Genomic DNA, 21133 nt, shown 5'->3' with positions numbered 1-21133 from the left:
CTGTCTGCGGGGGGCGTAGGACCAACTGCCATCGGGCACCACCTCACAGGGCACGGCAGCGAAGAGGACGGACGGGGCAGGGACCGGGCCGGCCGGGCCGCCACGCGCCACGCGCGCGGCGGCCACGGCGGCTATCGCGTCCGGCATGGGTCAGGCCAGGCTTCCGGCGACCCTCTTACGGCGTGCCGCGTACAGGCCGGTGCCGGCGACCATCAGCATGGCGAGCCCGCCCGTCGTCACCGCCGGGGAGGCCAACCCGCCGCCCCCGGTGTGCATTCCACCGCTGGGCTTCTCGTGGCTGCCGCTCCAGCCGCCGTCGTGCTTGCCGCCGCCGGACTCCCGTCCCTGCTCGCTGTCCTTGTCCTTGTAGGTCTCCGGGTCGTACTTCGGGTTGGTGTGCTCCTTGCTGTAGGAGGAGTCCGAGGAGTCCCAGTCGTCCCCGGCCGCGTGCGCGCCGGGTGCGCCGAGAAGGAGGACGGCCGAGGCCGCCGCCGTGGTCAGGAGGATGCGAGCAGAGCGCATGTGACGTTCCTTCCGCCGGTGGCAGGGCAGCTGGTGCTTCGTCAGCTGAGGTGACCCGCCCCCGACGTGATCCACCGTCAGTCAGCCGGGCGTTCGCCACCACTCAAGGCGGTCAGCCGGGTGAACCCGCCCGGATCCAGCGGCCGTCAGAGGGACCCCAGCACGGTGCTCAGAACCTGACGCAGCGCCGACTCGGCGTCCGGGACCGGCCCCGCCGACCGCCAGGCCACGAACCCGTCGGGCCGCACGAGCAGGGCTCCTTCGGGCGTCGTACCGTGCGAGGCCGACCAGTCCGTGTCGCCCTCGGGCGTCAACTCGGCGTCCGGTCCCTCGCCCAGCCGGTACGACGTCAGCGGGACGGACGTCTCCTCGGCGAGGCGGACGGCGGCCTCGTGCCAGCCGCTGGCCGCCCGTGCGTCGCTGAGCAGGACGAGCGAGCGCTCGTAGAGGTCCAGGGTGGAGACGCGTTCACCGCGGTGCCGTACGACCATGTGGGGCGCCCTGCTGCCGGGTTCACCGGACAGGTCGAGGCGGTCCGGGACGACCGGGGTCGCGGGGTCGGCGCCCACCACGGCGCCCTGCGGATAGCGGTAGCCGAGGGCCACGTTGAGGATGCCGCGCTGCGGGCCGCCACCGGTGCCGGCGGCCGGGGCGTAGCCGGGGTGGCTGTGCTCGGCCGAGCGGGCGGCGGCGCGGGCGCTGGTGGCCTCCGCCACCGGGCGGCGCTCGGCGTCGTACGAGTCGAGCAGCCCGTCCCGGGCCCAGCCGCCGAGGACCGCGGCGAGCTTCCAGGCGAGGTTGTGCGCGTCCTGGATACCGGTGTTGGAGCCGAACGCCCCGGTGGGGGACATCTCGTGGGCCGAGTCGCCGGCCAGGAAGACCCGTCCCGACCGGTAGCTGGTGGCGACGCGCTGGGCGGCGTGCCAGGGGGCCCGGCCGGTGATCTCCACGTCGAGATCGGCGACGCCGACCGCGCGGCGGATGTGGGCGACGCACCGCTCGTCGGTGAACTCCTCCAGCGTTTCGCCGCGTTCGGGGTGCCAGGGGGCGTGGAAGACCCAGTTCTCACGGTTGTCCACGGGCAGCAGGGCGCCGTCGGCCGCCGGGTCGGTCAGATAGCAGACGATGAAACGGCGCTCGCCGACGACCTCGGCGAGGCGGCGGGAGCGGAAGGTGATGCTGACGTTGCTGAACAGGTCGCCCGGACCGCTCTGCCCGATGCCGAGCTGCTCGCGGATGGGGCTGCGGGGACCGTCGGCGGCGACCAGGTAGTCGGCGAGGACGGTGGTGTGCTCGCCGGTCTCCCGGCTCTTGAGGATCGCGGTGACGCCGGAGGGCCCGCTGTCGAAGGACAGCAGTTCGGTGGCGTACCGCAGATCGCCGCCGAGCCGCGTGGCGTGGTCGAGCAGCACCGGCTCCAGGTCGTTCTGGCTGCACAGGCACCATGAGCTGGAGCTGAAACGGGCCAGTCCGCCGCCCGCGTCGATCTCCTTGAACAGCCACTCGCCCGCGTCGCCGACCAGGGTGGGGGTCTGCAGGATGCCGTGGTTGTCGGCCAGGGTGGCGGCGGCCTGACGGATCATCGGTTCGACACCGGCCGTGCGGAACAGCTCCATCGTGCGGACGTTGTTGCCGCGCCCGCGGGGGTGGATGGAGGTGCCGGCGTGCCGCTCCACCAGCGTGTGCGGTACGCCCAGCCGGCCCAGGAACACCGAGGTCGACAGGCCGACCAGGGAACCGCCGACGATGAGGACCGGGACCCGGTGGGTGGTGGGGTCGGCGTGGGCAGCTTTCTGGTTCATCACTCGCCTCCAGCGCGTCGTGTCCGCCGACTCGTCCGGATACGGCGGGGAGCTTCATGCATGCCCCGGGACACGAACGCGGGCCCAAGCTTCACCCGCTCAACACGCCGAGTTCCCCGAGTCGGCGGCCTCCGCGCGTGTCGGCGGGGGTGATGCCGGCCCGGAGCGCCGCGGGGCGGTCAGCCCGTGGGGCGGGCGTTGCCCCCTCGCTGCCAGTACGACGCACACCACCGCCAGCGGCAGTTCCGCCCCGAGCGCCATCGCCGCCGCCGAGACCTGGTCTGCGCCCGGTGCCGCCGTCATCGTGTCGAACCAGGCGTCGACCACGAGCAGCGTGGCGGTGGCGGTGGCGGTGAGCGGGTACAGGTGGTGGCGCCGCAGGGCCAGCAGTCCCGTCGCGATCAAGCCCGCGGCCTCCGAGGCGTCCAGGCCCACCCAGACGGTGCGCCAGTTGGAGGCGACGGCCGTTGCGGGCAGGCCGCCCGCCAACACGAACAGCCAGGGCAGCAGGACCAGCCCGCAGGCGACCAGGACGTGTCCCATCCGGTGCCGACGACGCCCCCGCCGCACCGTCGGCACACCCTCGGCACCCTGTGGTTGACGGTCGGTCAGCACGCTCATGGGGTCGGACTCCTCGTGTTCCCGGCTCTCCTTCATGGCCTCCAGCCTCACCGGCGCGGCGGTCACCGTCAGTAACGCAGAGGTCCGTCCCGGGGTGGCACCACTTGCACCCCCGGGACGGATGCCTGCGCCATGGACCGCCCCTGACCTCGGCGCCTACCGTTCCCCCATGCCCATAACCGCCCGCCTGCGGCGCGTGATCCTGTGGCCGTTCCGGGGAGCCGGACGACCGGCGGCGTTCCTCGCCACGGGAGTCCTGATCCAGTTCGGCGTCGTGTTCGTCATGGCTCTGCCGTGGATGCTCTTCGTCCCGGAGGCGATGGCGGCGATCCTCCCGGCGGTTCTCGTGCCGTTCGCCGCCGTCGTCCTGGCCGGCCCGCTGCTGACCGAGGTGCAGCGCGGCCGCTTCCGCACCCGTCTCGGGGTGGGCATCCCCGCGCTCCAGGAGGGCCCGCGTCCCCCGCTGCCCGAGTGGCTGCGGTCCCCGGCGGGCCGCCGGCAGCTCACGTACCACCTGCTGTACGGCCCGCTCCTGGCCGTCGCGGCGGCCTTCGTCCTCCTGATGTGGGCCGTGGCCGTCGTGGCCGCCTCGGTCTACGCGTGGATCTGGCTGTTTCCGCCGGACGGGGCCCTCGGCGACCTCGGCTACACCCCCGCGGCGGCGTACGTCACCGTGGCCGGGGCCGTGCTGCTCCGTGCGGCATCCCGGCTGACCGATGCCCTCACCCGGCTCGACACCCGCACCGCCACGGCCCGGCTCGGGCCCAGCCGTGAGGAGCAGCTGGCGCGCCGGGTCGAGGACCTGGCGGAGAGCCGGGCGGGCCTGGTGGACGCGGTCGACGCCGAACGGCGGCGCATCGAACGGGACCTGCACGACGGTGCCCAGCAGCGGCTGGTCTCCCTGGCGGTCAACCTCGGACTGGCCAGGGCGACGCTCGGTGACCTGAGCGAGGACGTCCGTCGCGTGCTCGACGAGGCGCACCGGGAGGCGAAGGAGGCGATCGAGGAGCTGAACGGTCTGGTGCGCGGGCTGCATCCGGCCGTTCTGGAGGATCGCGGTCTCGACGCCGCGATCTCCGGGATCGCGGCCCGGGTGCCCCTTCCGGTGGGGGTGAAGGTGGTCCTGCCGTCCCGGCCGTCGGCCACGGTCGAGGCCGTCGCGTACTTCGTCGTCTCCGAGGCACTGGCGAACGTGGTGAAGCACGCGGAGGCGTCCCGGGCCGAGGTCACGGTGGAGCGCTTCGGGCCGACCCTGCTCGTCGTGGTCAGCGACGACGGCGTGGGCGGCGCCGACCCCGCCGGCGGCACCGGGCTGGCGGGGCTGGCCAAACGGGTCGCGTCGGTCGATGGCACGCTGTCGGTCGACAGTCCCGTCGGGGGACCGACCGTCATGACCGTGGAGCTGCCGTGCGTGCCGTGATCGCCGAGGATTCCGTGCTGCTCCGGATCGGCGTGGTCAAGGTCCTGGAGATGGCCGGGTTCGAGGTGGTCGCCGAGGTCGGTGACGCCGAGGCGCTGTTGGCGGCGGTGGAGGAACACCGGCCGGACATCGCGGTGGTGGACGTCCGGATGCCGCCCGGCTTCGGGGACGAGGGAGTGCGGGCCGCGCTGGTCATCAGACAGCAGTGGCCCGGGACCGCCGTACTGCTGCTGTCCCAGTACGTGGAGGAGCGGTACGCGGCCGATCTGCTCTCCGCCCACACCTCGGGCATCGGCTACCTGCTCAAGCAACGGGTCGCGGATGTCGAGGAGTTCGCCGACACCCTGCGCCGGGTGGCCGAGGGCGGCACCGCACTGGACCCACAGGTGGTCTCCCAGCTGCTGGTACGCCGCCACAGCGACCCGCTGGACCGGCTCACCCCACGAGAACGCGAGGTGTTGGAGCTGATGGCGGGCGGTCGGTCCAACGCCGGTATAGCAGCGCAGCTCGTCGTCAGCGAGAGCGCGGTGGCCAAGCACATCAACAGCATCCTCGCCAAACTCGACCTGCCGAAGGCGGATGCGGACCACCGCCGGGTGCTGGCCGTTCTGCGTTTTCTCGGCGTGGCCTGAGGACGGTGGAAGTCCGGCTGGTCAGCTGGGGCGGGGGCCGGGGGTGCCGGGTGTGGCGTTGGCGGCGCGGCGGTATTCGGCGTTGATGCGTTGGGCTTCTTCGAGTTGGTCTTCGAGGATGACGATGCGGCAGGCGGCTTCGATGGGGGTGCCGCGGTCGACGAGTTCGCGGGCGCGGGCGGCGACGCGTAGTTGGTAGCGGGAGTAGCGGCGGTGTCCGCCTTCGGAGCGCAGGGGTGTGATCAGTCGGGCTTCGCCGAGGGCTCGGAGGAAGCCGGGTGTCGTGCCGAGCATCTCTGCTGCCCGGCCCATCGTGTAGGCCGGGTAGTCGTCGTCCTCCAGGCGATCGCTCAGAGGCTTTTCCGGGGTCATGTCACCTCGTTGTGCAACGCGTCGAGGGGCCCTGGTGCCGTACGCACCAGGGCCCCGAGGAAATCGAACACCATCTGTCGGCTCTACTGCTGTGCCGACCTTCTGTTACCGCTACCCGGCCCGGCAGAGCGGGGTGCGGGGGGATCGCAACTGCTTGACCGGGGACCACCATCCATTCCGGGGTCTTGCGGTACCCGGGCCGAGAGTGTCGGTCCGGGCGATCCTGATGGCGTCTCCTCCGTTTCTCTCTTGCTTCTCTCTGTGCGGTACTGCGTGGCGGCTCCTCGACCTGCGAGCCGCCCAGTGCGGCTCTCAGTCCCGTCGCCATCTGGGAACGCCTTGGCTTCGAGGCTCGAGAGCCGCACTGACCTGCGAATTTGCGTACATCACCCGCCAGTTCGTGTCTGCCGGGTCTCGTTCGACCGTGTCTACGATATGAAGCGTAACCATGCCGGAAGAGGATGTCTACTCTGGCAAGAGTAGATTTCACTCCGGTGGCGGAGGAGAATCTTTGCGAGCCGCTCGATTGGCCGGGAGCCGCCCTCCCTCGCCGGTGAAACTGCTGCCCGGACCGCGGGGCGGTCCCGGGACTGAATAGGATCTGCTCTCATGTCGAACCCTGACGAGCTGCTCGTCGCCCTCTCCGCCGCGGTGGAGTCCGAGCGAAGCAATCAGATGTCGTTGACCGTGGTCGTCGGCGGAGCCGTCATCACCGGCCGGCTGGCTCCTGAGGCCGTGTGGAGGGAGCGCGTGGCGGAGGTCCTGAAGGACTCGGACCGCTTGGGCCCGTTCTCCGACGTCTTCGCCCGCGAACCGCGCGGGGGCCAGGCCGAGCCCGGCCGTGACGAGGCGCCCACCCATCTGCACTTCCATCTCGCGCGGATCTTGCAGGGGAGCCTCGGCATCCCGGAGACGGGGGGCATGTACCGCGTCGCGATCAAGGACGTCAGCGCGTGGACCGTGGGTGATCTCAGCTACATCGACCGGTGAGACGGCTGCCCGCCGGGGTGGTCGGGCGGGACCCCGACCACGCCGGTCCCACCGGCGTGCCGAACGCACCTCGCTGAACCGGAACGGCGCGCACCGGCCCCTGGCCACCGGCGGGCCGGGTCAGGGGTGAACGGGACGCGTCCGTACGCCTCGTCACCAGGTGGGAACAGGACCAGTTCGGCGACTTCCCCAGGCTGGGAGAAGCGGCCGGTGGAGGTGGAACCGGCGGCCTGCGCGACGACATCGTCGGGTGTCATACCGGCGGCCGCGGAGACGCCATGGCCCACCTGCTCGACCTGGCGGAGCCGCCCGACGCGGTCTTCTGCTACAGCGACCTGGTGGCCCTGGGCGCCCGCGGGCGGGCCCCGCACCGGCTTTGGTGCCGGTCGCGACGCCACCTAACCCTTTTGCACTAAGAAGCGCACCCCTTTTGCACTAATTGGGGAACGCGGAGGATCCCGCAGCCCTCCTTCTGTATGAAGGAAACCGCACAGGTAGGGAAATCGGGGATCATCCGGTATGGGTCTGACCAGCGAGACGACCGTGTATGTGATGGCGGCACTCGCCGCCGTGTCCGTGGCACTGCTGGTCTGGTGGTGGCCACGGTTCGCCCGGCAGGGCCTGCTGCAGGTGCTCGGACGCCTGGTGGCCCTCGGGACGACCCAGGTCGTGATCATCGCGGCGTTCGCGTGCTGGCTGAACTCGTCGTACCAGTTCTTCGGATCGTGGGGCGAACTCTTCGGCCACGTGGAGACGGCCCCCGTCGGCGTCACCCAGGCGGGGGACTACGGCGGCACCGGCACGGTGAACGGCGTCGCCGTGAAGGGGGCGCTGGTCCAGCCCGCCACCGACGAGCAGCTGAGCCGGGTCAGCGGGCTGCCCACCGGCCCCGCCGCGGTCAACGGGCGCGTCGAGTCCGTGAAGGTCATCGGCCGCCGCACGGGCGTGGTCGACCCGGCCTTCGTCTACCTGCCGCCGCAGTACTTCCAGAAGGCGTACCAGCGGCAGCGCTTCCCGGTGATCGTCGCGCTCAGCGGTTACCCGGGCAGCATCTTCAACCTCGCGCAGTATCTGCGGGTGTCACAGACGGCCGGGACGCTGCAGAAGAGCGGTCAGATGCAGCCGACCATCATGGTGATGATCCGGCCCACGATCGCTCCGCCGCGCGACACCGAGTGCGTGGACGTACCGGGCGGGCCGCAGACCGAGACCTTCCTCGCCAAGGATCTCCCCGACGCCCTGAAGTCCGCCTACCGGGTCGGCCATGACGCCAGTGCCTGGGGGGTCATGGGCTACTCGTCCGGCGGCAGCTGCGCCCTCCAGCTGACGATGCGCGATCCGCACGTGTTCACGACGGCCGCCGCCCTGTCGCCCGACTACAAGGTCAAGGACGACGCGACGACCGGCAACCTCTTCGGCAACGGCCCGGAACGCATCGAGCGGATCAACAGCCACGACCTCATGTGGCGGCTCAAGCACCTGCCGGTCCCCGACGTCTCCGTCCTGGTGGCCGAGAGCAAGCACGGTGAGCGCGGTTATCCGCAGACGCAGGCCTTCATCAAGGCCGTCAGGGCACCCATGCGGGTCGTGTCGATCCAGCCCGAGCACGGCAGTCACAACTTCCCGACCTGGGTGCAGGAGATGCCCCCCGCCCTCAAGTGGATGAACCAGCAGCTGACGTTCCCCCAGGACGTCGTGCCCCGCCACCACAAGAAGAAGGGTGTCGTGGTCGCCGACCCCCAGAAGCCCGGTCACGACCCCCTGCGCGCCGACGGCCCGGAGCCTACGCCTACGACCAGGACACGCAGGTAAGGCTGACGCCGGCTGCCGCTCTGTGAACTGCCGGTCCCGCGTGGGCAGTTCGCCGAGCGGCTCGACCTGGCGGGTTCCTCGGACAGCCCTCACGAGCGAGCCGGGAGCCTCACGGCGGGTCCGGCGGGTCCGCCGTGCCTGCCGATCCTGTCGGACCGGACCCGCCGCCGGGAGACGTTCTACTGGGCGGCCGTCCTCGCCGCGTTCGCCCTCGGCACAGCTGCCGGCGATCCGCGTGCCCGCGGCAGCCCACTGCCTCAGCGGTCTGAACGCGGTGACCGCCTTCTGGGCCGCCTACGTCGTCACCCGCCCCCTCGGCGCCTCACTCGCCGACTGGATGCCGGTGAACCACTCCCGCGGCGGCCTCGCCCTGGGACTGGCGCCGGTCCTTCTGCCAGGGATTGATTGCAGGAGCACACAGAGAACGCCTCAAGGGTGGCCGCACAACACGGGCGCCGGAGTTGGCGAACCTGTGGAGATCAAGGAGACGGTGGGCGGAAAGCGGGCCGGTTTTCCGCTCGACTCGGCTTCACCGCATGAGAGTTGCCGATTCGCAGGGGGAACGGCGACAACGCGCCTTTGCTCGTACTTTAGTCTGGTGCCGCGCCGGCAGCCTGGCGGGAACAGTCGAAGAAGGGGGTCGCCTCATGGCGGATGAATTTAAGGTCGATCTGGGTCAATTGAACTCTTTTGGCCGGGTGTTGAAGCAGTCCGTGACTGACCTGGAGGAGGCGCGCTCAGCGCTCTCCGCGGTCAGTGCCGACCAGATCGGAACTCCGCGGCTGGACGAGGCGTGCGAGACCTTCCAGAACAGATGGAAGTACGGAACAGGCCAGCTGAAGGACATGATCAAAGCGGTGGACGAAGGCGTGGAAAAGACCGCGCTGAGCTACCGGCAGTTCGAGGAGAACCTCTCGAAGGCCCTCAAGAAGATGGAAGAGACCAACGCCGCGAACACCGGGGGTAAGTGACCGGTGGCTGACAACCCGTTCCCGAGCCTCGGCTGGAATCCGGTACCCGGGATACCCGAGCAGGTCACCTCCCTCTACCGCAAGGTGAAGTCCGCGGCCGACACACTCAACAACTGCCACCGTCAGATCGAGTATCTGCTCGGGGCGAGCTCCAGTTGGCACGGAGACGCCGCGAGCGCGTTCCGGGACACGCTGGACGGCGACCTCAAGACCGCCATGATGAACGCGGGGCATTCGCTCGACAAAGCCGCCGTGGCGCTCGGCAAATGGGAAGGCGACCTGACCTCCCACCGCGAACTGGCCAAGAAGTACGACGACGCCGCCCGCGAGAACAAGGCTGACGCCGACAAGGCCAGGACCCGCTACGACCAGGCCGCGGGGAACCCGGACCTCAAGCTCGCCGGCAGGGAATACCCCAGCCAGGCGGAGGCGGATGCCGCGACGGAGCGCCTGCGTACCGCCGAGCGCGAACTGAACGAGGCCACCACTCACCTCAACAACGCCAACACCGCCTACAACGACGTCATCGCGAAGGCCAAGGAACTGGAGGGCACCCACACCGACGCGGCCGAGACCGTCGCCCGCAGCCTCGACGAGGCCGACGACAAGCTCGCCCCCAAGGAGCCGGGGTGGTTCGACAAGGCCCTCAGCGCCATCGGCGAGGGCCTGAAGGCGGTCGGCGAGTTCCTCGTGGAGCACGCCGGGACCATCGGCGCCATCGCGGGTCTGCTGGCCCTGCTCCCCACCCCGTTGGCGCCGGTCTTCCTCGGTATCGCGGTCGCGGCGAGCGCGGTCTCCATGGCCAAGAACCTCGCGAGTGAGGACTTCAGAGACTCGCTGATGGGTGAGTACGGCCTCAAGGAAGGCGCGTTCGCCTGGGCCTCCATGGTCGGTGACGGCCTCGGCATGGTGCCCGGTGTCGGTGCCCTCGCGAGGGCCGGCAGCGAGGCGGGTCTCGCGGCGGCGGTCGCCCGGGAAGGAGGCGAGGCCTTGTCGCTGGGCTCGAAGCTCGGTGCGTTCGGCAAGGAAATCGTTCCCGCCTTCAGTTACAAGGCTCTCGATGCGGCGACCTCCCCCGCCACCGGCGCGCTCCAGTACGGCATCAACGGCGTCAACGTGGCGGCGAACATGGCGTCGTCCCTGGAGAACATGGGCGTGTTGCCGAAGAACGGTCCCGGACACGACGCGTCCGAGGTCACGAAGGGTGCGGCCGCCTCGACCGGTCTGGTCGACGGTGTCAAAGGCATCGCGCTGGATGTCGGACAACTGATGGCGGGGGTCAGGCTGTGAACGGATTCATTGACACGGTCGCGACCGAACCGAAGCCGGAGTTCTGGTACGGGCTGCCCCATGGGTACCTCCAGCTGGACCTTCAGCCGTCACCCGAGGGCATCCAGGAGGTGGCCCGGCAGCTCAGCGCCCTTCCCGAAGACGTGCGGGACCGCGCCGACCAGGTGTTCCGCCTGTACGCCGTCGTCCTGACGATGTTGCGGAGTCAGCAGGTCATGGGGTGCGCGCTCGGTATGCATCCGGACGAGCAGGACGGGGCCACGCTGTCCGTCCTCACGGTCTCCACCGTCCCCACCTCGGGTGCCAACCCTAATGCCGTGCTCCTTCACATGCTCGGCACCGGCACGGCCGACGGCCTCGTGCCTGTGGAGCTGCCCGTCGGCACCGGATACCTGTGGGAGACGGAACGCACCACGGTCGCGCCGACCGCTCCCCCCGACGGTCAGGAAGGCCCCGCGGAGGGCACCGTCTGGCAGGGCACCGTGGCGATCCCGGTTCCCCGCACCTCGTCGATCATCACCGTGCAGCTGGTCACCGCGTCCGTGGAGCTCGCCGACGACTACCGGGCCGTGCTGCTCGGTGTCGCGCGTACGGTGACGTTGGACGACCCTGCGGTGCCGGACCCGGCCGAAGCGGAGAACGCGTCCGGCCCGTTCCCGGGCTCCGGCTCAGGGACTGACGAAAGGAGCCCGTTCGGATGACGGTGCCAGAACGGTGGAAGGACGGTCTGGAGTCGGACACCCCGCCCGCGCCGTACCCGACCGACGGAACGGACTTCCAGGGTGCGGTGCGCTACCACCACCGCGTCGCGCTGAAGAGATTCCTCAAGTTCTTCCCGGTGTTCCTGCTGTTGTGGGTCCAGCTGTTCGTGCTCCACCTCGACTATTTGCTGCCGGTGGGCATTGTCGGAATGTTCGGCATGGTGTGGACACTGTTCCTTCTCGCCGGCCGCCTGAGTCTGGCCCGGAAGTGCTCGAAGGTGTTCCGGACCTACCCGCTCGAATTCCGCACACCGGTCGAGAAATACGGCATGGAGTCCACCCACACGCTCTACGTGCGCTTCGGAGATCAGACCGGCACGCCCTTCACCCTGCGTGCCAAGGACGCCTTGGGGCGGGGTCGGTGGCCCGTCGGCATCACGGACGGTGTCTGGTTCGCGGGTGACGAGCCCTTCGGGGGCGCGTTCATCGTGCCGGGGGGCGGTGAAATGCTCTTCCTGCAGCCCAGGGACTGGGCCGAAACGGAGAAGTACCGGAAGGACGCCGGCCCGGAGCGCGTCGAGAAGGCCAACCGCGCGGGCATCAAGCGCCCCGCCCGGTTGAAGTAGCCCCCGGCTGCATGCCCGAAGACTGTGAGCGGAAGGTCCGGCGGTAGGTGTCCGGAGGCACACCGACCGTGCGGTGGAAGTGCCGGCGCAGTGTCGTGGCGGTGCCCATGCCGGTGGCCGCCGCGATGGCGTCGACGACGTCGTCGGTGGTCTCCAGCAACTCCTGTGCGCGGCGGATCCGTTGTGTCAGCAGCCATTGGAGCGCGGTGGTGCCGGTCACCGCCCTGAACTGGCGTCCCAGATGACGCGAGCTCATCCCGGCCTGGCGGGCCAGGTCCTCCACGGTGAGTGGGCGGTCGAGGCGTTCGATCGCCCAGGGGAGCAGCGCGGAGAGCGGATGGTCGTCACGGGCGGGCACCGGAGCGGCCACGAACTGCGCCTGGCCGCCCGCCCGATGGGGCGGTACCACCAGGCGGCGGGCGACGGCGTTGGCGACGGACGAACCGTGGTCGAGACGGACGAGGTGCAGGCACAGGTCCAGCGCGGCGGCCTTGCCTGCTGAGGTGAGCACGCTGCCGTCGTCCACGTAGAGCACGTCCGGATCGACCTCCACCCGCGGGTAGCGGGCGGCCAGGGCGTCCGTGTGCACCCAGTGCGTGGTCGCCCGCCTGCCGTCCAGCAGGCCGGCGGCCGCCAGCACGAAGGCGCCCGTGCACAGGGAGGCCACGCGCGCACCGGCCTCGTGGGCCGCACGCACCGCGCCGACGAGCTCGGCGGGCGGCTCCACGTCGGTGTCCGCCCAGCCGGGGACGATCACGGTGTCGGCATGCCGGAGCCGGTCGAGCCCCTGGTCGGGCTCCAGCCGGAACCGGCCGAGCCGCACGGCGTCCGACCCGCAGAGCTCCACGTCGTACCAGGGCACGGTCACGCCGACCGGAGCGGCGCCGAACACCTCGTACGCCATGGACAGTTCGAAGGGCAGCATCCCCTCGGTGACGGCCAGCCCGACGACGGTACCCATGTCCGAAAGTGTACGGGGCACGTCGTTCCGGACACTCACGCTGAAGCGACCCACCTCGACACGATGATCTCGGCAGATCAAGCAGATCACTCGAGCACGGGGGAGAACCCATGGGACCGGGCCAGACGGTGACGGTGTTCGGCGCGTACGGACACACCGGACGCTTCGTGGTGGCACAGCTGCGGGAGCGCGGGTTCGTCCCGGTGCTCTCCGGCCGCGACGCCGGCAAACTGCGGGCGCTGGCGGCATCCGAGCCAGGACTCGAGGTCCGGCCGGCGTCGGTCGACGACCCTGCCGCACTCGACCGCGCCCTGGACGGCGTCGACGCCGTGATCAACTGCGCCGGGCCCTTCGCGGTGACCGCCGCCCCGGTGATCGAGGCGGCACTGCGCGCCGGGATCCCGTACGTCGACGTGGCAGCCGAGATCGAGGCCAACCTCGACACGTTCACGCACTTCGCGGACCGCGCCCGCTCCGCAGGCGTGGTGATCGTTCCCGCGATGGCCTTCTACGGCGGCCTCGGCGACCTGCTGGCCACCGCCGCGATGGGGGACTGGACGGCGGCCGACGAGGCGAACATCGCGTACGGACTGAGCAGTTGGCACCCCACGCCCGGGACGCGCTCCGCGGGTGCGGTCTCCGGCGAGCGCCGAGGCGGCCGGCGGGTCCGCTACACGGAGGGACGGCTGGAGTACCACGACGACGCGCCGACGCTCCTGAAGTGGTCCTTCCCCGACCCGCTGGGCACCAGGGAGGTCGTCGCGGAGTTCACGATGGCCGACGTGGTCACTCTTCCCAGCCACCTCTCCATCCCCGAGGTACGCACCCACATGGCGAGCGAAGCGGCCAGGGACCTCTCCGCCCCGGACACCCCGGCGCCGACCGCGGCCGACGGGAGCGGGCGGTCCGACCAGACATTCCTCGTCGAAGCCGTCGTACGTTCCGGCGACACCGAACGGCGCGCTGTGGCACGCGGCCGGGACATCTACGCGGTCACCGCACCCCTCGCGGTGGAGGCGGTCCACCGCATCCTCACCGGCCGCACCCACACGCCCGGCGTCACCTCGGCCGGCGAAGCCTTCGACGCGCCGGACTTCCTCCGCGCCCTGTCCCCGCACATCACCTTCGAACTGAGACACCCCTGACTTTTGTCGGCGAGGACGGCAATGGCTCCGGCGCGAACACGCCGGAGCCACCCTTCCGGGCGGTTGCACGTGAGAGTGAACCAACCCGCATTCAATAATACTGCGGATGACGCAGCTCGGGCGCATTCACAGCGCGAGCGATGCGCCGACCGCGCACTTTCCGTCGGCCTGCCAGGCGCTGAATACCGTGACGCGGCACCTTGGCCGTGCCGGACGGTCGCACCCGGCGAGAATTCAGGGTTTGCAACCACCCGGCCCATTAAGCATTTCTATGTAATTTTCGGTGCCCCTTGGGGAAAGCGTCGGGCGGCACACTCCTCAGTAATATTCCAGCGCCAGAAACAGGCGCCTCTGTGCGACCGGGTACCGCCAAGAACATCTGCTCGAAGGAGTTGGCCCCTCGATGACGCTGAACATCCCTGAAGCGCCGCTACGGCGCACCATGTCGATGTGGATCGCGGCGGTGACGGCCGTGGTGATCGCCGCTGTCGTGCTCGCGATGACGCCGACAACCGCGAGCGCCATTGCCACCCCGGTGCCTCTGGGTACGGCGAGCAGCTTTGCCGTACTGGCCGGTTCCCAGGTCACCAACACCGGACCCTCGTTGATCACCGGTGATCTCGGGGTGTCGCCGGGAACGGCCATCACCGGATTCCCGCCCGGTGTCGTGAACGGAGCCGTGCACTCCGCGGACGCGGTGGCACTCCAGGCCAAGAGCGATCTGGTCACGGCGTACAACAACGCTGCCGGACAGGCGCCGGACGTCACGTACCCCACCGCTCCCGACCCCGTGGAGCTCGGTGGCAGGACGCTGGATCCGGGCGTCTACAAGGCCCCCATCTCCGCGGGCATCACCGGCACGCTCACTCTCGACGCACACGGCGACCCCAGCGCGGTCTGGGTGTTCCAGATCGGTTCGACCCTGACGACGGCATCCGGCAGCGCCGTGTCTCTCGTCAACGGCGCCTCGCCGTGCAACGTGTACTGGCAGATCGGCAGTTCGGCCACCCTCGGCACCAACTCCACCTTCGTGGGCACGATCATGGCCCAGGCGTCGATCACCGTCACCACGGGAGCGACCATCGCCGGCCGGGCGCTGGCCCGTACCGGCGCCGTGACGCTGGACAGCAACACGATCAACCGCGGTACGTGTGCCGCCGGCGGAACCACCGGTGGTCTGATCACGGGTGGCGTTGTCGCCGGTGCCACGTCGGGCGGCACCACCACGGGCACGACGGGCAGCACCACCACGGGCACGACGGGCAGCACCACGGTCGGCGTCATCGGCGGTGTGCCGACGGGCGGCGGAACCGGCGGCGGTCTTCTCGGCGGTGTCCTGACGACGGGCGGAACCACCGGAGGCGTGCTGGGTGGTCTGGTCGCGGGCGTTACCACCAGCGGCACCACGGGCGGTACGAACGGCGGCTCGATCGGCGGGACGAACGGCGGTGTGACAGGCGGCTCGATCGGCGGAAACGGCGATCACGATCACGGCCACCAGCCCGGCGACCACGACCATGGCGAGAAGCCCGGCGACCATGACCATGGCGAGAAGCCCGGCGACCACGACCATGGCGAGAAGCCCGGCGGCCACGATCACGACGAGAAGCCCAGCGACCACGATCACGGCGGGAAGCCCGATGACCACGGCGGTTATGGCGGGCATCAGGGCAACCCCGACAAGCCCGAGGGCTACGGCACCGATCACGAAGGCCACGACAAGGAAGCTGCCTAGCTCCCCTTGAGCGAGCAGGACGAGCGGCGCGCGACGGATTGTGGTCGGTTCCGTCGCGCGCCGTTGGCGCGATCTCAGGAGAAACAGTGAGAGAAGCCAGGATGGAAAGCCCGGGCGGGGCCGTACCGGGCGAGGCCGTACCGGGCGGCATCGAAACGGCGGACGTCGACGAATCGGACCGGAGCCGGGGTCGGAGCGGGACCACCCTTCCGCGCCATGGGCTTTCGAAGCCTCCGCCCGTGCTCCTCAAGGCGGGAACGGGCGCAGCTGTGGCCCTGTGCCTGGCGACAGCCCTGGTCCACGTTCTCCTGGTGTTTCTGCACGTGGCACCCCCGAATCCGCTCTCCCGGCAGTACAGCCGGCAGATCAACGCCTGGGTCTTCCCCCTGTTCGAACAGAACTGGCGGCTCTTCGCCCCGGATCCGGAGTCGGTCAACCGGCAGATCTCGGCAAGGACCCTGCACACCACCGCGGACGGCAGGGTGCGGGTGAGCGGCTGGTTCGATCTGAGCGGCGTCGACAACTCGGCGGTGAGGCATGACGCCTTCCCGAGTCACACCGCGCAGAACATGCTGCGGCGGGCCTGGAGTTCGTACCTCGAGACCCATGGTGGTGACGACCGGCCCCGCTCGGAGCGGGCGCTGATGATGCAGAAGTACCTGACCGACATCGCGGCGGACCGCATCGCCGAGCGGCGCGGCGGCACTTTCGAGTCCGTCCAGCTGCGGGTGATCACCGTGCCCATCGCCGCCTCGGCCCAGGGGCCCGGCCCCGGCTCGTCGGCTGCCGCGCCGAGGTCCGTCGAAACGCGGTATCTGCCCTGGTGGAAGGTGACCCCCCGTGGAAACTGAGCAGGCACTCGCTCCGCACCGCCGTATCCCCGGCGGGGCGGAAACCGACCCGCCGTGCCGTGCCCCGGAGCGGATCGGCGCGTTTCTCACCGTCCTGACCGAGCGGCCGGTCTCCCTCTACGCCGCGGCCGTTCTGCGCATCGGCTACGGACTCCTCTACCTCGTCTTCCTCCTGCGCGAGTTTCCGCACCGCGACGAGATCTGGGGACCCGGATCACCGTGGACGCCCGAGCTGGCCAGACAGCTGTTCGACCAGACGGGGTGGGCCAGCATCCTCACCCTGTCCGACAGCCGGCCGTACTTCGAGAGCTGCTACGCGCTGGCCCTCGTCACGTCCGCGCTCTTCATGCTGGGCTGGCGTACCCGAGCGGTGTCCGTGCTGTTCGCTGTCGTGGTCGCGTCGTTCCACGCCAGGGCGATCTTCATGACGGACGGAGGAGACAACCTCATCCTCCTCATGGCCCTGTACCTCGTCCTCACCGCGTGCGGCCGACGCTGGTCCCTGGATGCGCGCAGAACCCGTCTCCAGGCCTCCACGGGGAAGACGGCGAGGAGCTCGGCGGCCCCGGATGCCGACGGTCTCCGGCACCGACTCGGCTCCTCCCAGCGGACTCTGACGGCCGTGCTGCACAACTGCGGCATGTTCGTCATCGCGGCCCAGGTCTGCTTCCTCTACGGGTCCGCGGGCCTCTACAAGGCGCAGGGCGGCTCCTGGGGCAACGGGACCGCCCTGCACTACGTCCTGAACCTCGATCTGTTCCGCCCCTGGCCCGAGCTCTCCGTCGTGGCGGACGAGCACGACGTGCTGATCGCCGTCGCGAGCTACCTGACAGTGCTGCTGCAGGTCGCCTTCCCGTTCGTCCTGTTCGGACGGCTCAAGTACCCGGTCCTGACCATGCTGCTGGGAATGCACCTGGGCATCGCCGTCCTCATGGGGCTGCCGCTCTTCTCCGGCGCGATGATCATCGCGGACGCGGTGTTCCTGCCGGACCGCTTCTACCGGTCACTGGGACGCCTGTGGCCGCGCACGAGCAGGCGGCCGGACGCCGGGAAGACGGTGGCTCCGCCGAGCGGGGAACGAGCACGCGTGCCGTCGCAGTCCGCACCGTCGAGCCACTGAGGACCCGGCCGCCGACCTGGGGCTTCAAACGGCCCGATCTTCGCCGGAGGGTCGCCGTCACCACATCACCGGCACGGATGGCTACGGCCGTGCCTCTCTAGGCGGGGACGCCGGGGTGCCTGAGCGGTGCTCCAGCCTGATGGAGACTGGCGAGGGCCGGATGGCCCGGGCCTTGCGCAGGTTGGGGCTGGGCATGCTGGGGAACAGGTGATGCTCGATCTGGTGGTTCAGGCCGCCCAGGGCGATGTCCGTGAACCAGCCGCCGCGCACGTTGCGTGAGGTGAGCACCTGGCGGCGGAGGAAGTCCGGGCGGTCATCGCCCGTCAGGATCGGCATGCCCTTGTGGTTCGGCGCGAAGAGGGAGCCGAGGTAGACGCCGAACAGGCCCTGGTGCACGGCGATGAACGCGATCGCCATGCCGGGCGGCAGCAGCCAGAGCAGGACGGTCGGGTAGAGCGCGAAGTGCGCGCACAGCAGGGCGCCGTCGAGCGGTCGGCGCTTGAGTGAGCGGTTGGCCGGCGCCTTCACGCTCGACACGTGCAGGTTGAAGCCCTCCAGGGTGAGGAGGGGAAAAACAGGAACGCCTGCCAGCGGCCGATCAGGCGGGGGAGCCCCTTGGCGGCCCGGGCCTGGTCCTGGGACCAGACCAGCAGGTCGGGGTCGAGGTCGGGGTCGAGTTCCTCGTGGTTGGCGTGGTTGGCGTGGTTGGCGTGGTTGGCGTGGTGGCGGGTGTGCTTGTCCTGCCACCACCCGTAGCTCATCCCTACGCAGGGCATCACCGAGGGGCACTCATCGCGGTGACCGGCGGGGTCGCTCGCCAGGCCGCGGTTTCCGTGATGAGGACGGCGACGGTGACCGGGCCCGGGGTGTCAGTGGTCGCTGCCCCGGCCACCGCGTCCCGGACGGCACGGGCGACGCTCAGTGGACGGTGTCCTGGGCCGACCGCGAGGTGCACCTCGATGTGCCGGCCGGGTGGATCATCGTGGTCCTCCACCCTGACCGGGCGGCTGCCCAGCACGGTGGTGAGGCGGGCGACGCCCGGCACCCCCGTCGCGACGTCCGCCAGCTCCCCGACGAGTCCCCGCATGGACCCTGTTCCGGTCACGGGGGGCGAGTTCCGCGTGGCCGCGGCTTCTGGCGTGGGCGTCGTGGCCGTCGCCGCGGTCGGAGAGGCCATGCCTGCCATGCCTGCCATGCCTGCCTCCGGGCCCTCAAGGAGATCCGTTATCCGCAGGTCAGCCGTCACCGTGGCCAGCCCGAGCTGCTCAGCGGCCGCGCCCAGCAGCGCGCTCCTCAATTCCTCGGCGCTCTCCGGCAGCGGCCGCACAAAGGATGCGGTGAAGGCGGCCTCGATGGTGAGCGGGCCGGGCGGTAGCGCGCTGGCCGGCGGACGGACGGCCGGCTCGGACACGGGTTGGAGCGGCGCCGAGCCGATGCGCAGGGACTCCAGCCGGACACCCGGGACCTCGGCGGCAGTGCGCCCGAGGGCCTGGACGGCCGCTTGCTCGGTGATCCACGTCCCGTCGTGGGGGCCGCCGAGCGGGAGCAGTCGGCCCAGGCCGAGCCGACGTCGTACTTCCAGCGTCCACACCTCGCTCACTGGCCTCTCGCCCTTCTCGTCGGACCACCTCGTCCGACGGTCTACAGACCGGCAAAAGGTACTGAAAAGACTATAATCCGATTAATGGGTGCTTTGTGGACTCGTCAGGGAGGAATACCCCAATGACTGAGAACACCCGCGTCAAGCTCGGCGCCGCGCCCGGTTCTCGCGGCCGGACGACCATCGCCGATGTGGTGGTGGAGAAGATCGCCGGGATGGCGGCACGGGACGTACCCGGCGTCTACGCCCTGGGCAGCGGATTCGCCCGCTCGATGGGATCCGTGCGAGAGCGGATGCCCGGTGCCGGCAGCGGCAAGTCCGTCACGCGCGGGATCAGTGTCGAGGTCGGGGAGCTGCAGGCGGCCATCGATCTGGAGCTCGTCGTCGACTACGGCGTCTCGATCACGGACGTGGCGGCAGCGGTGCGGGAGAACGTGATCTCCGCGGTGGAGCGGATGGCGGACCGGGAAGTCGTGGAGGTCAACATCACGGTCAGCGACGTGAAGCTGCCGGAGGACGAGGAGGACGAAGGGGAGGAGCGGCAGCGGATCCAGTAGCGGGGCGGAGCAGCGCACTTGAGTGAAGGAGCGCGACATGAGCAGGGCCGTGGTGGGCTTGATGGCCGGAATGGCGCTGGGTTTCGCCGCGTATTTCGGTGACTTCTGGGCTTTCCTGCTGGTGCTGGTGCTGGGCATCGTCGGTCTCGTCGTCGGACGGTTCTCTGAAGGTGATCTCGAACCGGGCGACTTCGTCCGCCGCCGGGACCGGCAGGATCGCATCCGCGACGACCGGCGACAGGACCGGGGAGACTGGCGGCGGTGAGCGGGGAAGCCGACGAGCGTCCGGACGTCCCCCGCGGGGAGCGCGGGGCGACCGCCGTCACCGACCGGGTCGTCGCGAAGATCGCGGCCCGGGTGGCGCGCGAGGCGCTGAGCCGGTTCGCCGAGTCGGCCGGCCACGTACCTCCCGGCCGTCGGACGCCACACGTGAGCACATCCGTACGGCGGGCGCCGGAACGGACCAGCGCGGCACGGGACGCCGAGTCCGCCGCCGGACGGCAGGCGGTTCTCGGCGAGGCACGGCTGCACATCACCGTCGAGCTCGGCTACCCCTCCGACATCGGGGCGCAGTGCGCCGCGGTGCGCCGGGAGGTCACCGAACGGATCAGGGCATGGGCCGGCATGGAGGTGTACGACCTCGCGGTATCGGTCGGGCAACTGCACTCGGCGCATACGCGGCACACGGACCGGGAGAGGGTGAGATGAGCGCGCACGCCTCGCGGCAGCCGACCGGTGACAGCGACCTCTCCTCCGGTCCCGGCCAGACGGCTCCGCCCGCCGACGGCACCCCGGGGACGGCCGGAGGCGCCACGGACAGGAAGGTGATCGACGGATCAGGCCGGTCGGCGCACCGTTTCTGGTCGTCGCGGCGGATTCCCGCGGCCTTGGCAGCCCTGTTGTCCGCCGTGGCCGTCGGATTTCTCCTGTACGACGTCATCGCGGTGCGGGCAGGCCGGGACGCGATGCGCTGGCGGCGACGGCTCGCCGAGGAACTGGCCACCCGGCCCCTGGACGACGTCTGGATGATCGTCGGGGCCGCGGTGGCGATGGTCCTCGGCCTGTGGCTTTTCCTGCTGGCGGTGACGCCGGGACTGCGCAGGCTGCTGCCCATGCGGCAGCCCACGGGCATCTCCGGGACGGAGGACGTCCGCGCCGGGCTCGACCGGCGCGCGGCCGCCCTGGTGCTGCGCGACCGGGCCATGCGGGTGTCCGGTGTCCAGTCGGCACAGGTCGATGTCGGCCGCCGGAAGGTCAGGGCCCGGGCACGGGCACATTTCCGCGATCTCGAGGAAGTGCGCGCGGACCTGGACGCCGAGCTGGGCGAGGCCATGGCGTCCTTGGGCCTGGCCCGGCAACCCACACTGGCCGTGCGCGTCCATCGCCCCAAGAAGGGCTGAGGTGA

22 protein-coding genes and 2 pseudogenes are annotated in these 21133 nt (G+C 70.4%); 17 read left to right on the top strand and 7 right to left on the bottom strand.

The window, feature by feature from the left end:
* Positions 1–150 precede the first annotated feature (150 nt).
* From D1369_RS19245 to D1369_RS19235, 3 genes are all read right to left on the bottom strand, one after another.
* Complete coding sequence (locus tag D1369_RS19245; protein WP_118082536.1) at positions 151–522, bottom strand: hypothetical protein; 372 nt, start codon at positions 520–522, stop codon at positions 151–153.
* A gap of 146 nt (positions 523–668) precedes the next feature.
* Positions 669–2324: an FAD-dependent monooxygenase gene (locus D1369_RS19240; RefSeq protein WP_118082535.1), complete on the bottom strand. Its 1656-nt coding sequence runs from the start codon at positions 2322–2324 to the stop codon at positions 669–671.
* Between the two features lie 99 nt (positions 2325–2423).
* Entirely contained in the window at positions 2424–2981 is a 558-nt protein-coding gene (locus D1369_RS19235) for a hypothetical protein (protein ID WP_205574478.1), read from the bottom strand.
* 133 nt (positions 2982–3114) lie between these two features.
* Here D1369_RS19235 and D1369_RS19230 point away from each other — a divergent pair, with 133 nt between their 5' ends.
* Positions 3115–4365 (top strand): sensor histidine kinase, encoded by a 1251-nt coding sequence (locus D1369_RS19230; protein ID WP_118082534.1) that lies wholly within the window; start codon positions 3115–3117, stop codon positions 4363–4365.
* The gene (locus D1369_RS19225; RefSeq protein ID WP_118082533.1) at positions 4353–4997 is read left to right on the top strand and encodes a response regulator transcription factor; all 645 of its coding nucleotides are present in this window, start codon (positions 4353–4355) and stop codon (positions 4995–4997) included. The genes D1369_RS19230 and D1369_RS19225 overlap by 13 nt, the downstream gene beginning before the upstream one ends.
* Before the next feature lie 21 nt (positions 4998–5018).
* Here D1369_RS19225 and D1369_RS19220 read toward each other — a convergent pair whose 3' ends face one another.
* Complete coding sequence (locus tag D1369_RS19220) at positions 5019–5369, bottom strand: helix-turn-helix domain-containing protein (protein ID WP_118082532.1); 351 nt, start codon at positions 5367–5369, stop codon at positions 5019–5021.
* Positions 5370–5978: 609 nt separating this feature from the next.
* Here D1369_RS19220 and D1369_RS19215 point away from each other — a divergent pair.
* From D1369_RS19215 to D1369_RS19180, 7 genes and pseudogenes are all read left to right on the top strand, one after another.
* The gene (locus D1369_RS19215; protein ID WP_007383487.1) at positions 5979–6359 is read left to right on the top strand and encodes a hypothetical protein; all 381 of its coding nucleotides are present in this window, start codon (positions 5979–5981) and stop codon (positions 6357–6359) included.
* A 519-nt stretch (positions 6360–6878) separates the two neighbouring features.
* Complete coding sequence (locus tag D1369_RS19205) at positions 6879–8171, top strand: alpha/beta hydrolase-fold protein (RefSeq protein ID WP_007383490.1); 1293 nt, start codon at positions 6879–6881, stop codon at positions 8169–8171.
* A 156-nt stretch (positions 8172–8327) separates the two neighbouring features.
* A pseudogene (locus D1369_RS43910) lies at positions 8328–8547 on the top strand (hypothetical protein); the annotation flags it as partial.
* Between the two features lie 271 nt (positions 8548–8818).
* The gene (locus tag D1369_RS19195; protein WP_007383491.1) at positions 8819–9142 is read left to right on the top strand and encodes a hypothetical protein; all 324 of its coding nucleotides are present in this window, start codon (positions 8819–8821) and stop codon (positions 9140–9142) included.
* Between the two features lie 3 nt (positions 9143–9145).
* Positions 9146–10432 (top strand): putative T7SS-secreted protein, encoded by a 1287-nt coding sequence (locus D1369_RS19190; RefSeq protein WP_007383492.1) that lies wholly within the window; start codon positions 9146–9148, stop codon positions 10430–10432.
* On the top strand, positions 10429–11133 hold the full coding sequence (locus D1369_RS19185; RefSeq protein WP_007383493.1) for a hypothetical protein: 705 nt from the start codon (positions 10429–10431) through the stop codon (positions 11131–11133). The genes D1369_RS19190 and D1369_RS19185 overlap by 4 nt, the downstream gene beginning before the upstream one ends.
* Entirely contained in the window at positions 11130–11759 is a 630-nt protein-coding gene (locus D1369_RS19180; RefSeq protein WP_007383494.1) for a hypothetical protein, read from the top strand. Before D1369_RS19185 ends, D1369_RS19180 begins: the two co-directional genes overlap by 4 nt.
* Here the strand turns inward: D1369_RS19180 and D1369_RS19175 are convergent.
* Positions 11734–12720 (bottom strand): helix-turn-helix domain-containing protein, encoded by a 987-nt coding sequence (locus D1369_RS19175; RefSeq protein WP_007383495.1) that lies wholly within the window; start codon positions 12718–12720, stop codon positions 11734–11736. The genes D1369_RS19180 and D1369_RS19175 overlap by 26 nt on opposite strands.
* 110 nt (positions 12721–12830) lie before the next feature.
* Here D1369_RS19175 and D1369_RS19170 point away from each other — a divergent pair, with 110 nt between their 5' ends.
* The 4 genes from D1369_RS19170 to D1369_RS19155 all read left to right on the top strand — a co-directional run bounded on the left by D1369_RS19170 (position 12831) and on the right by D1369_RS19155 (position 17571).
* A complete protein-coding gene (locus D1369_RS19170) occupies positions 12831–13865 on the top strand; it encodes a saccharopine dehydrogenase NADP-binding domain-containing protein (RefSeq protein ID WP_007383496.1) in 1035 nt (344 codons plus the stop codon).
* A gap of 403 nt (positions 13866–14268) precedes the next feature.
* The gene (locus D1369_RS19165; protein ID WP_007383497.1) at positions 14269–15600 is read left to right on the top strand and encodes an ice-binding family protein; all 1332 of its coding nucleotides are present in this window, start codon (positions 14269–14271) and stop codon (positions 15598–15600) included.
* A gap of 311 nt (positions 15601–15911) precedes the next feature.
* Positions 15912–16451, top strand: coding sequence for a DUF5819 family protein (locus tag D1369_RS19160; protein WP_342364922.1), 540 nt, complete (start codon positions 15912–15914; stop codon positions 16449–16451).
* 73 nt (positions 16452–16524) lie between these two features.
* Positions 16525–17571 (top strand): HTTM domain-containing protein, encoded by a 1047-nt coding sequence (locus tag D1369_RS19155; protein WP_037903519.1) that lies wholly within the window; start codon positions 16525–16527, stop codon positions 17569–17571.
* Positions 17572–17730: 159 nt separating this feature from the next.
* On the opposite strand, the pseudogene D1369_RS19150 reads toward D1369_RS19155, so the two are convergent.
* A pseudogene (locus D1369_RS19150) lies at positions 17731–18338 on the bottom strand (fatty acid desaturase); the annotation flags it as partial.
* A gap of 8 nt (positions 18339–18346) precedes the next feature.
* The gene (locus tag D1369_RS19145) at positions 18347–19171 is read right to left on the bottom strand and encodes a hypothetical protein (RefSeq protein ID WP_050789734.1); all 825 of its coding nucleotides are present in this window, start codon (positions 19169–19171) and stop codon (positions 18347–18349) included.
* Positions 19172–19293: 122 nt separating this feature from the next.
* Here D1369_RS19145 and D1369_RS19140 point away from each other — a divergent pair, with 122 nt between their 5' ends.
* From D1369_RS19140 to D1369_RS19125, 4 genes are read left to right on the top strand one after another with little or no spacing between them, the layout of a single operon-like run.
* Complete coding sequence (locus D1369_RS19140) at positions 19294–19728, top strand: Asp23/Gls24 family envelope stress response protein (RefSeq protein WP_037900858.1); 435 nt, start codon at positions 19294–19296, stop codon at positions 19726–19728.
* Between the two features lie 37 nt (positions 19729–19765).
* Positions 19766–19993: a hypothetical protein gene (locus D1369_RS19135; RefSeq protein WP_037900861.1), complete on the top strand. Its 228-nt coding sequence runs from the start codon at positions 19766–19768 to the stop codon at positions 19991–19993.
* The gene (locus tag D1369_RS19130) at positions 19990–20436 is read left to right on the top strand and encodes a hypothetical protein (protein ID WP_007383504.1); all 447 of its coding nucleotides are present in this window, start codon (positions 19990–19992) and stop codon (positions 20434–20436) included. The genes D1369_RS19135 and D1369_RS19130 overlap by 4 nt, the downstream gene beginning before the upstream one ends.
* Positions 20433–21128, top strand: a complete 696-nt coding sequence (locus D1369_RS19125) for a DUF6286 domain-containing protein (RefSeq protein WP_007383505.1) — start codon at positions 20433–20435, stop codon at positions 21126–21128. The genes D1369_RS19130 and D1369_RS19125 overlap by 4 nt, the downstream gene beginning before the upstream one ends.
* The last annotated feature ends 5 nt before the right edge of the window (positions 21129–21133 follow it).

It is taken from the genome of Streptomyces sp. CC0208 (assembly GCF_003443735.1).
In the GTDB taxonomy this organism is placed as follows: domain Bacteria; phylum Actinomycetota; class Actinomycetes; order Streptomycetales; family Streptomycetaceae; genus Streptomyces; species Streptomyces sviceus.
This window is presented reverse-complemented; position numbering and strand designations above follow the sequence as displayed.

Excerpts from the sequence above, each read along its gene's own strand:
- D1369_RS19245 (WP_118082536.1), bottom strand. The coding sequence starts at position 522 with ATGCGCTCTGCTCGCATCCTCCTGACCACGGCGGCGGCCTCGGCCGTC.
- D1369_RS19240 (WP_118082535.1), bottom strand. The coding sequence starts at position 2,324 with ATGAACCAGAAAGCTGCCCACGCCGACCCCACCACCCACCGGGTCCCG.
- D1369_RS19235 (WP_205574478.1), bottom strand. The coding sequence starts at position 2,981 with ATGAAGGAGAGCCGGGAACACGAGGAGTCCGACCCCATGAGCGTGCTG.
- D1369_RS19230 (WP_118082534.1), top strand. The coding sequence starts at position 3,115 with ATGCCCATAACCGCCCGCCTGCGGCGCGTGATCCTGTGGCCGTTCCGG.
- D1369_RS19220 (WP_118082532.1), bottom strand. The coding sequence starts at position 5,369 with ATGACCCCGGAAAAGCCTCTGAGCGATCGCCTGGAGGACGACGACTAC.
- D1369_RS19215 (WP_007383487.1), top strand. The coding sequence starts at position 5,979 with ATGTCGAACCCTGACGAGCTGCTCGTCGCCCTCTCCGCCGCGGTGGAG.
- D1369_RS19205 (WP_007383490.1), top strand. The coding sequence starts at position 6,879 with ATGGGTCTGACCAGCGAGACGACCGTGTATGTGATGGCGGCACTCGCC.
- D1369_RS19195 (WP_007383491.1), top strand. The coding sequence starts at position 8,819 with ATGGCGGATGAATTTAAGGTCGATCTGGGTCAATTGAACTCTTTTGGC.
- D1369_RS19180 (WP_007383494.1), top strand. The coding sequence starts at position 11,130 with ATGACGGTGCCAGAACGGTGGAAGGACGGTCTGGAGTCGGACACCCCG.
- D1369_RS19175 (WP_007383495.1), bottom strand. The coding sequence starts at position 12,720 with ATGGGTACCGTCGTCGGGCTGGCCGTCACCGAGGGGATGCTGCCCTTC.
- D1369_RS19170 (WP_007383496.1), top strand. The coding sequence starts at position 12,831 with ATGGGACCGGGCCAGACGGTGACGGTGTTCGGCGCGTACGGACACACC.
- D1369_RS19165 (WP_007383497.1), top strand. The coding sequence starts at position 14,269 with ATGACGCTGAACATCCCTGAAGCGCCGCTACGGCGCACCATGTCGATG.
- D1369_RS19140 (WP_037900858.1), top strand. The coding sequence starts at position 19,294 with ATGACTGAGAACACCCGCGTCAAGCTCGGCGCCGCGCCCGGTTCTCGC.
- D1369_RS19135 (WP_037900861.1), top strand. The coding sequence starts at position 19,766 with ATGAGCAGGGCCGTGGTGGGCTTGATGGCCGGAATGGCGCTGGGTTTC.
- D1369_RS19125 (WP_007383505.1), top strand. The coding sequence starts at position 20,433 with ATGAGCGCGCACGCCTCGCGGCAGCCGACCGGTGACAGCGACCTCTCC.